The sequence below is a fragment of the Streptomyces sp. FH025 genome, from assembly GCF_017427025.1.
Taxonomy (GTDB): Bacteria; Actinomycetota; Actinomycetes; order Streptomycetales; family Streptomycetaceae; genus Kitasatospora.
Genome location: NZ_JAFLNG010000283.1, coordinates 1 through 9,376 on the forward strand (window position 1 = coordinate 1; position 9,376 = coordinate 9,376).

The following is a 9,376-nucleotide window of genomic DNA, read 5'->3' on the forward strand; positions in this document are numbered from 1 at the left end:
CGTACTGAACTGCGAAGGGTCGCGACATGAGCCGACTGCTGATCACCGACGCCCACCTGCTCCACCCCGAGGACGGCACCCGTACCGACCGCGGCTGGCTGGAGGCCGCCGACGGGCGGATCACCGCCACCGGCACCGGCCGTCCGCCCGCCGCCTCCGACGGGGTCCGCGTCCTCGACGCGCAGGGCGGCACCGTGCTGCCCGGTCTGATCGACGCCCACGTCCACCTGCTGGTCACCTCGCTCGATCTGCACGACGTCGCCAACTGGACCCCCGGCTACGCCACCGTCCGCGCCCTCGCCGAGGCCGAGCGGATGCTGCGCCGCGGCTTCACCACCGTGCGCGACGTCGGCGGTGCCGACCACGGAATGGCCCGCGCCCTGGCCGAGGGCCTGGCCCTCGGCCCCCGACTGCTGCACGGCGGAAAGGCGCTCTCCCAGACCGGCGGCCACGGCGACCTGCGCCCGCTCGGCGACGACTCGCTGCCCTGCTGCGAGGCCCGCCCCCACTTCGGCCGGATCGCCGACGGCGTGGACGCCGTGCGCGCCGCCGCCCGGGACGAGTTCCGCAAGGGCGCCCGGCACCTCAAGGTGCTGCTCTCCGGCGGCGTCGCCTCCCCGCACGACGAGATCGCGGCCGTCCAGTACAGCGAGGAGGAGATCCGGGCCGCCGTCGAGGAGGCGGAGAACCACAACCGCTACGTCACCGTGCACGCCTACCACCCGCGCGCGATCGACCGGGCCCTGCGGGCCGGGGTGCGCTGCGTCGAGCACGGCAACCTGCTGGACGACACGACGGTCGCGCTGCTGCTGGAGAAGGACGCCTTCCTGGTCCCGACCCTGGTCGCGTACGCGAAGACCGCGGAGCTCGGCGCGGCCTCGGGCCTGCCTCCGGCGTCCCTGGCCAAGCTCGCCGAGGTCCGCGACCAGGGGCTCGCCGCCCTGGAACGCGCCCACCGGGCGGGTGTCAACCTGGTCTACGGCAGCGACCTGCTCGGCCCGCTGCACCCGGCCCAGCTGGCGGAGTTCACGCTGCGCGCCCAGGTCCAGCCGGCCGCCGACGTGCTGCGCTCCGCCACCACCACGGCGGCCCGGCTGCTCGGCATGGCGGGGGAGATCGGCACCCTGGCGCCAGGCGCCCACGCCGACCTCCTGGTGGTCGACGGCGACCCGCTCGCCGACCTCTCGGTGCTCACCCGTCCGGACCGGAACCTGCGGCACGTGGTCAAGGCCGGCGCGGTCATCTGAGGCACCGTCACCTGCGGTGCCGTCATCTGAGGGCCGTCATCCGAGGGCCGTCATCCGAGGTGTCGCCCATCTGAAACGAAACGGGCGGGCGCTCCTCCACGGAGCGCCCGCCCGTTCGTCCTTCGCACCCGGGCGACCGGCCCCGGCGGGATCAGGCCAGCAGGACCCGCCAGCCGTCCCCGCCGTCCCGACCGTCCATGCGGAGCGCCAGCTCCTTCACCTGGCCGGTCCCGTGGAAGGTGAGCCGCACGGTCTGCCGGCTCGCCGGGTCGTCACCGAAGTCGGCGGTGACCTCCCCGGCGGCGCCCGGTCCGTAGGCGCGGATCCACTCCTCGGCCGCCGCCCGGCGCGCGTCGGCCGAGCCCTCCGCGGCGGCCAGCTTCACCAGCCGGTCCGCGGAGCCGTCGGCCAGCCGCCACACCACCTGCTGGACCAGGCCCAGCGTCTCCGGCACGGGGTAGCCGGTGACCTTCAGGTGCGGATGGGCGGAGTAGTCGGCCGAGTGCTCCAGCCGGGCCTCCTCGGCGCCGCTCGAACAGCCGGCCAGGAGGGCGGCCGAGAGCACGGCCGCCAGTGCGGCCGCCACCGGCCGCCCCGCCGCCATCAGTTGGTCCCGAGCGGACGGACGACGACGAACCACTCGATCGGCTCGCCCTTCTGCCGGTAGTACGACAGCACCTCGTTCAGGGTGGTGACACCCTTCCGGCCGTGCTGGCGCAGCTCCATCCGGGCGCCCCAGCTGACCACGACCGCGGCGTGGTTGATCCGCGGCTCGTCGCGCCACTTGAAGAACACCACGTCACCGGGGCGGGCCTCGGAGGTCCAGCGCAGCCAGGTCGAGTACCGGTAGTTCAGCAGGTGCCGGTGCAGGTTGGCCGCGCCGGCCCAGGTGTAGCTGCGGTTCTTGTGCCAGCCGAACAGCCAGTAGTCGTTGGTCCACCAGGCACTGTCCCAGGTCTTGAAACCGTAGCGGGGGCGCATGCCGCCACCGTAGTACAGGGCCTTGGAGACGAAGTTGGTGCAGTCCTGGGAGAAGTCCCAGCCGATGTTGACGTTGCGGCGGGCCCAGTCGGCGGTGCCGTTGTAGTTGTACCCGGCCTGGACGGCGCCGGCGGCCGACTGAGCCGGCTGGACCGGGAAGCCGTTGGCGTCCAGCGGTACGGCCTTCTGGGCGTCCGCCGGGTCGGGCTGCGCGGCGTCGGCCACCTCGACCTGGGCCTGCGCGGCCGCGGAGGAGGACAGCTGCTGCTGGGCCGCGAGGTCGTCGGCCTCGGAGACCAGGACCGCGGCGGTGCCGACGGTGAACTCGAACCGCTTGGCGCCCACGCTCTCGCTCGGCGAGTCCACGCCGCCCGACCGGATCATCACCGAGTCCTTGACGGTGGCCCGCACGACGACCTTGCCGGCCGTCTGCTGGTCGACCACCACGTCGGTCAGGCTGACCGCCGCGGCCGTGTACAGCTGGTTCTGGGTCGCCAGCGCCTCGCGGTTGGCGACCAGCGAGGCCTCCTGGGTGGCCAGCAGATCGACGAAGACGGTGCCGTGCGCGGCCTCGGCGGCGGCGTCCGGCGCGGTGAACCCGGCCTTCATCTTGATCTTGTTGCGGGCGTCCAGGTACTCCTGCACGTAGCCGCGGTACTGGTCGGGGCCGCCGGCCGTCGGCGTGCCCTGGACCACCGCCGAGGCGACCGGCGCGGCGGCGCCGTAGCCGTTCCTGGCGGTGACCACCGCGCGGTACGAGCGGGCGTTGTCCAGGCCGGTGAACGAGGCCCGCAGGTCACCGGTGGTGACCTCCTGGACCGGGACGCCGGCCGAGGTCTCGACCCGGACGGTGTAGCCGACCTCGCCGACCGAACCACGGTCCGCCGGGGCGTTCCAGGTGACGACCAGGGCGCCGTCGCCGCCGACGGCGGCGACCTGTTCGGCCGCGCCCGGCGCGGTCGGCGCCAGGTAGTCGAGGGTCAGCTTCGGTCGTTTCGCCGGGTCGGCGGCGGTGGCCGAGGAGTAGCGGGCCGTGCCGGTCCAGCCGGCCGGCGGGCGCAGCGCCAGGCCGTAGGCCTCGCCCTTCTCGATCCACGAGCCGACCAGCGCGGCCAGGTCGGTCTCCGGCAGCTTGGCGGCGGAGGCGTAGCTCTCGGCGCCGGCGGCCGCGGTCAGCGCCGCACCGTCCTGGCCGGGAGCCCAGGCGCTGCCGAGCTGGAAGACGTCCACGGCGGTCTCGTCGCAGCCGGCGGTACCGGCGGCGCAGTCCGAGCGGGTCAGCGCGAGCTTGCCGCCGATCACCCGGGAGCCGGCCGGGACGCCCGACAGGTCGGGCTTGAGCCAGCTGGTCCAGCTGCTGCCGTCGGGCATGGTGCCGATCCGCAGCTCGGCCGGGTCGGCGGCCGGGCAGGCACCGGCGCCGCAGCCGCCGCCGTCGGTGGCCACCGAGGCGTCCGCGAGGGCGGCGCCGGTGAGGACCACGGTGGTCGGCGCGGGCTGGACCGGCGGAGCCTGGACGCGGACGGCCAGCGGCTGGTCGGCGGTCCACGCGGAGCAGCCGACGGCGGCGCAGGCGCGCACGGCCCAGGTGTAGTCGCCGCCGTCGGTCACCGCGCCGTCCGGCACCTGGACGGAGGCCCGGGTGCCGCTCTCCGCCCACGCCGGGGTGATCGAGGTCGGCAGCGGCTGGCCGTTCTTGCCCTTGAGCACGAACTCGGTCCTGATCCGGCCCTGGTTGGGGTTGGTGACCAGGGCGGAGAGCACCGGGGTGAGGGTCTGCTGGGCGCCGGTCTGCAACTTGCTCGGCACGTCCGGCAGCGGGCTGACGCTGAAGGTGGACCAGGCGGACCAGCCCAGGTTGTAGTGCATCCCGTCGTACGGCGAGGTGCGGAACCGGTAGGTGTGGCCGTACTGGAGCAGGCCCGCCGGCACGGTGACCTCGGCGGGGGTGCCGCTGGCCACGTAACCGGAGACGTTGACGTTGCCGACCTGGGCGCCGGAGATGGCGTCGACCAGCTGGAACGTGCCGGTCACCTTGTCTCCGTCGGGGTCGACGAAGGTGTCCCGCAGCACCGGGGTGGTGGTGTCGACCCGCCAGGTGCCCGTGCCGTCCTGGAGGAACGGCGGGCCGGCCTCCTGCTTGGTGCCGGTGCGCGGACGGTAGTTGTAGTTGACCGTCAGCTTGGGCACGTTGGTGGCGGCGTTGGCGGAGTTCACCTCCTTCCAGAACTTGGTGTTGACCTCGTCGGGCGCCCGCAGGCCCATCCCGGAGACCTGGCTCTTCGCCGAGGCCCAGCTCTGGACCAGGTCGGTGACGTTGGCGGTGATCCAGCCGTCGCCGCCGCAGTTGTCGCGGCCCTTGGTCTCGGTGGACGTGGCCTTCTTGGCGTTCCAGGCCGGCTGGTTGGTCCAGCGCGAGGCGGTGGAGGCGAGCCCGGTGTCCCACACCTCCCAGGTGTAGGGGAGGCAGTCGGTGTTGCCGGAGTGGATGTTGTACAGCGACAGCGTGGCGTTCTGGACCAGCGCGTCCGCGATCGAGGAGGTGTTCCAGTTGATCAGCGAACGGGCCTCGCGCGAGCTGCCGTCGGCGTTCTTGGTGCCGGGGTTGCCCCAGTACAGCTCGACGTCGGCCGACCAGTCGACCGTCTCGCCCTTCTGGATCCGGGTGTCGAGGGCGTTGCCGAGCCCGGTGGTGGACGGGTCGACGGTCACCGGGTAGGCGGTGGCCGGGTCGGCCAGGAAGGCGGCGTCGGGGGTGAAGACCAGGTCGACGTCGTCACCGTGCTGGACGACCTTGAGGTCGACCTTCGCCTGCCGGGGGTGCTCGCTGGACCCGGCCGCGGTGGTGGCGTCCCACATCACCGGAGCGGGCAGCACGGCGCGCTTGTGCCCGTTCTTCCGGTCGGTGAACAGCACGCCGCCGTCCGGCTGCGCCACGGCCTTCAGGCCCTTGGCCCGGAACGGCATGGTGTACGAGTAGTTCCCGTTCGCCGGGCGCTGCTTGAGCGTGACGAACTGCTCGAATCCGGTCCGGTTGGCCTCGATGACGAGGTCCCCGGCGCCGTCGCCGATCGCGTCACGGTAGACGGCGCGCGGTCCGTCCAGCTCGGGCGCGGGCAGGCCGCCCTTCCACTCCAGCGCCAGCTCGTCGTCGCCGGAGCCGAGTGATACCAGGGTGCGGGCGGGCTCCGCGGCGGCGGGCGCGGTGACGGCCTGCGACTCGGCGAGGGTGCGGGGCCGCTTGCCGCCGGGGCCGGCCAGCTTCATCGCGTGCGGGTGCGCGGCGGGGGCCACCGAGCCGTCGGGCGCCTGCTTGAGCGTCAGGTCGACGTCGGTCCAGGCGCCGTCCCGCAGGAAGCGCACCGGCCCGGCGGCGAGCTCGGTGGTGAGCGTGCCGTCCGGGTTGACCCAGGTGGTGGACACCTCGCTGCGCTCGGACACCGCCTCGACGCGCCGGCCGGTGCTGCGCGCGGCCACCCGGGCGGCGGCGATGCTGCCGGTCGGGTCGACGGCGGCCGCCGTCGGCGGCTTGCCGGGGGAGGGCTTGGGGTGCGGCTTGGCCGCGAACGCGACCGGCGCTCCGCCGGTCAGCGACAGCGTCAGCGCCACCGCGAGGGACAGCGGGCCGATGAGGGCCCGCCTTGGAACGTGCATGGGAGCTCCTTGACTCACTCTTGGTCGAAGCGGGTCGGAGCATAGGCAAGATCATCAGCGGAGATGATCATGATAAGTCGGGCAAATCAGCTCAGATTCTGAATATTCACTAAAGATGTTGATGGAACCGTGACGCATTGTGCACGCACGAATGCGAAAGGGTGGGCACCCCGGGAAACCCCGGAGTGCCCACCCGTCGCGAGACTGTGCTTACTTGGTTCCGCGCTTCGCGAGACTGTGCTTACTTGGTTCCGCGCTTCGCGAGGAAGGCCTCGACCTCGGCCCGGATCTCCGGCGTGTCCAGCCCGCGCACGGTCATGGTCGTACGGCGCCGCAGCACGTCGTCCACCGTGTACGCCCACTCGTTGTCGGCCGCGTACGCGACCTGCGCCCACACGTCCGGGCCGTCCTCGTGGATCGGCCGGCCGAGCTCCGGGTTCTCGTCGATCATGCGGGCGATGTCGAAGGACAGCGTGCCGTAGTGGCTGGCCAGGTGCTTGGCCACCAGCGGCTCCATCCGCGAGCCCGGATCCCGGTCGATCAGCAGGCGGTGCGCCACCGCGTTCGGCGCGCCGACGCCCGGCAGCGGCACGGTCGGGGCGATCGGGGACATGTCCTCACCGAGGCTGCTGCCCGGGGCGTGGGCCAGCTTCTCCACCACGGTGCGGCCGATGTGGCGGTAGGTGGTCCACTTGCCGCCGGAGACCGACAGCATGCCGCCGCGGCCCTCGGTGACGACCGTCTCGCGCTTGGCGGCGGCGGTGTCGCCCGGGCCGCCCGGCAGCACGCGCAGACCCGCGAAGGAGTAGGTGATCAGGTCGCGGTCGAGGTGCTCGTCGCGGATCGCGTGCGCCGCCTCGCCCATGATCTGGTCGATGTCCGCGTCGGTGGCCCGGACGTCCTTCGGGTCGCCCGTGTACTCCTCGTCGGTGGTGCCGAGAAGGACGTGGTCCTCCCACGGGATGGCGAAGGAGACGCGGTACTTGTCGATCGGGATGGTCAGCGCGGCGCGCCACGGGGCCCGGCGCTTGACCACGACGTGCGCGCCCTTGGAGAGGCGGATCGACGGCGCGGCGCCGGCGTCCTCCATCTTGCGCAGGTGGTCGACCCACGGGCCGGTGGCGTTGAGCACCAGGCGGGCGTTGACGCCGAACTCGCTGCCGTCCAGGCGGTCGCGCACCTCGGCTCCGGTGACCCGGCCGGCGGTGAAGCGCAGGCCGGTGACCTCGGCGTGGTTGAGCACCACGGCGCCGGCGTCGACCGCGGCGCGCACGGTCATCACGGCGACGCGCGAGTCGTTCATCTGGTGGTCGCCGTACACGGCCACTGAGCGCAGGCCCTCGGTGCGCAGCGCGGGCACCTGCTGGGAGGCGTGCGCGGCGGTGGAGACCCGGCCCATGCCGTCGCGGAAGGCGGACAGCGCCGAGTACAGGAACACGCCGGCGCCGAGCTTGGCGGCGCCGTGCGGGCCGCCCTTGTAGACCGGCACGAAGAAGGTCAGCGGGTTGACCAGGTGCGGGGCCACGTCGGTGGAGAGCGCGCGGCGCTCCTTGTGGTTCTCCGCGACCAGCTTGACGGCACCGGTCTGGAGGTAGCGCAGACCGCCGTGGACCAGCTTGGAGGAGGCACTGGAGGTGGCGCCGGCGAAGTCGCCGGAGTCGACCATGGCGACCTTCAGGCCGGCCTGGGACGCGGTCCAGGCGACGGCCGTGCCGAGGATGCCGCCCCCGATCACCAGCAGGTCGTAGGTGGCCTTGCCGAGCAGCTCACGGGTCTCGGCGCGGGATGCGGTGCGGCCGGCGGTGCGCTCGGCGCCCAGGGTCGGGATGGTAGCCATGGTGGTTGTGTACGGCGCGCTGGTCGGGCGGCGCCGTTACTCCTCTCGTGTGCGGTGCGGCCCCTCGGGAGAGGCCGGTCGGCCCGGTGCGGCGGGCCGGTGAAGCGGAACTAGCCGGCCGGGGCGCGGAGCCCCGACCGGCTGTCGGTCAGTTGTTCTCGTCCTCCTCCACCCAGCCCATGGTGCGCTCCACGGCCTTGAGCCACTTCTTGTACTCGCGCTCCCGGGTGTCCTCGTCCATGCGCGGGGTCCACTCGGCGGCGCGGTGCCAGTTGGCCCGCAGGGTGTCGAGGTCGTTCCAGAAGCCGACGGCGAGACCCGCCGCGTAGGCGGCGCCGAGGGCGGTGGTCTCGGCCACGTACGGGCGCTCGACCGGGGCGTTCAGGACGTCGGCGATGTTCTGCATGAGCAGGTTGTTGCTGGTCATGCCGCCGTCGACCTTGAGGGCGGTGAGCTCGACCCCGGAGTCCTTCTGCATGGCGTCGACGACCTCGCGGGTCTGCCAGGCGGTGGCCTCCAGGACGGCCCGGGCCAGGTGGCCCTTGGTGACGTACCGGGTCAGGCCGGCGATCACACCGCGGGCGTCGGAGCGCCAGTACGGGGCGAACAGGCCGGAGAAGGCCGGGACGAAGTAGGCGCCGCCGTTGTCCTCGACGGTGTTGGCGAGGGTCTCGATCTCGGCGGCGGTGGAGATGATGCCGAGCTGGTCGCGCAGCCACTGGACGAGCGAGCCGGTGACGGCGATCGAGCCCTCCAGGGCGTAGACCGGCTTCTGGTCGCCGATCCGGTAGCCGACCGTGGTCAGCAGCCCGTGGTACGAGTTGACGATCTTCTCGCCGGTGTTCAGCAGCAGGAAGGTGCCGGTGCCGTAGGTGGACTTGGCCTCGCCCTCGTCGAAGCAGGTCTGGCCGAAGAGCGCGGCCTGCTGGTCGCCGAGCGCGGAGGCGACCGGGACGCCGGCCAGGTCGCCGACGGCCTCGCCGTACACCTCGGCGGAGGAACGGATCTCCGGCAGGACGGCCATCGGCACGTCCATCGACTCGGCGATCTTCTCGTCCCACTCCAGGGTGTGCAGGTTCATCAGCATGGTGCGGCTGGCGTTGGTCACGTCGGTGACGTGCTTGCCGCCGTTGACCCCGCCGGTGAGGTTCCAGATCACCCACGTGTCCATGGTGCCGAACAGGATGTCGCCGCGCTCGGCGCGCTCGCGCAGGCCCTCGACGTTGTCCAGCAGCCAGCGGATCTTCGGGCCGGCGAAGTAGCTGGCCAGCGGCAGGCCGGTCTCGCGGCGGAAGCGGTCCTGGCCGACGTTGCGGCCCAGCTCGCGGCAGAGCGCCTCGGTGCGGGTGTCCTGCCACACCAGCGCGTTGTGCACCGGCTCACCGGTGTGCTTGTCCCACAGGACGGTGGTCTCGCGCTGGTTGGTGATGCCGATCGCGCGGATGTCGTCCTTGGTCAGACCGGCCTTCTCCAGCGCACCGCGGACGACCGACTGCACCCGGGTCCAGATCTCGGCGGCGTCGTGCTCGACGTAGCCGGGCTGGGGGAAGATCTGCCGGTGCTCCTGCTGGTCGACGGCGACGATCCGGCCGTCGGCGCCGAAGATGATGCAGCGGCTGGAGGTGGTGCCCTGGTCGATCGCGGCGATGTAGTTGCC

Annotated in this window: 5 protein-coding genes; 1 reads left to right on the forward strand and 4 read right to left on the reverse strand. The window is 72.7% G+C overall.

All coding sequences use genetic code 11. The features are described 5' to 3' along the window. Positions 1-26 precede the first annotated feature (26 nt). Positions 27-1,247 (forward strand): amidohydrolase family protein, encoded by a 1,221-nt coding sequence (locus J0670_RS20395; protein ID WP_207813071.1) that lies wholly within the window; start codon positions 27-29, stop codon positions 1,245-1,247. Positions 1,248-1,398: 151 nt separating this feature from the next. Here J0670_RS20395 and J0670_RS20400 read toward each other — a convergent pair whose 3' ends face one another. The 4 genes from J0670_RS20400 to glpK all read right to left on the reverse strand — a co-directional run. Next, positions 1,399-1,851, reverse strand: a complete 453-nt coding sequence (locus J0670_RS20400) for a hypothetical protein (protein ID WP_207813072.1) — start codon at positions 1,849-1,851, stop codon at positions 1,399-1,401. After that, positions 1,851-5,882, reverse strand: a complete 4,032-nt coding sequence (locus tag J0670_RS40305; protein WP_207813073.1) for a DNRLRE domain-containing protein — start codon at positions 5,880-5,882, stop codon at positions 1,851-1,853. The genes J0670_RS20400 and J0670_RS40305 overlap by 1 nt, the downstream gene beginning before the upstream one ends. Positions 5,883-6,123: 241 nt before the next feature. Next, positions 6,124-7,719: a glycerol-3-phosphate dehydrogenase/oxidase gene (locus J0670_RS20410; RefSeq protein WP_207813074.1), complete on the reverse strand. Its 1,596-nt coding sequence runs from the start codon at positions 7,717-7,719 to the stop codon at positions 6,124-6,126. A gap of 148 nt (positions 7,720-7,867) precedes the next feature. Continuing rightward, on the reverse strand, positions 7,868-9,376 hold a 1,509-nt coding region (gene glpK / locus J0670_RS20415; RefSeq protein ID WP_207813075.1), incomplete at its 5' end, for a glycerol kinase GlpK.

Bases quoted from the DNA above. Each gene is read 5' to 3' on its own strand.
- J0670_RS20395 (WP_207813071.1), top strand. From the start codon at position 27: ATGAGCCGACTGCTGATCACCGACGCCCACCTGCTCCACCCCGAGGAC.
- J0670_RS20400 (WP_207813072.1), bottom strand. From the start codon at position 1,851: ATGGCGGCGGGGCGGCCGGTGGCGGCCGCACTGGCGGCCGTGCTCTCG.
- J0670_RS40305 (WP_207813073.1), bottom strand. From the start codon at position 5,882: ATGCACGTTCCAAGGCGGGCCCTCATCGGCCCGCTGTCCCTCGCGGTG.
- J0670_RS20410 (WP_207813074.1), bottom strand. From the start codon at position 7,719: ATGGCTACCATCCCGACCCTGGGCGCCGAGCGCACCGCCGGCCGCACC.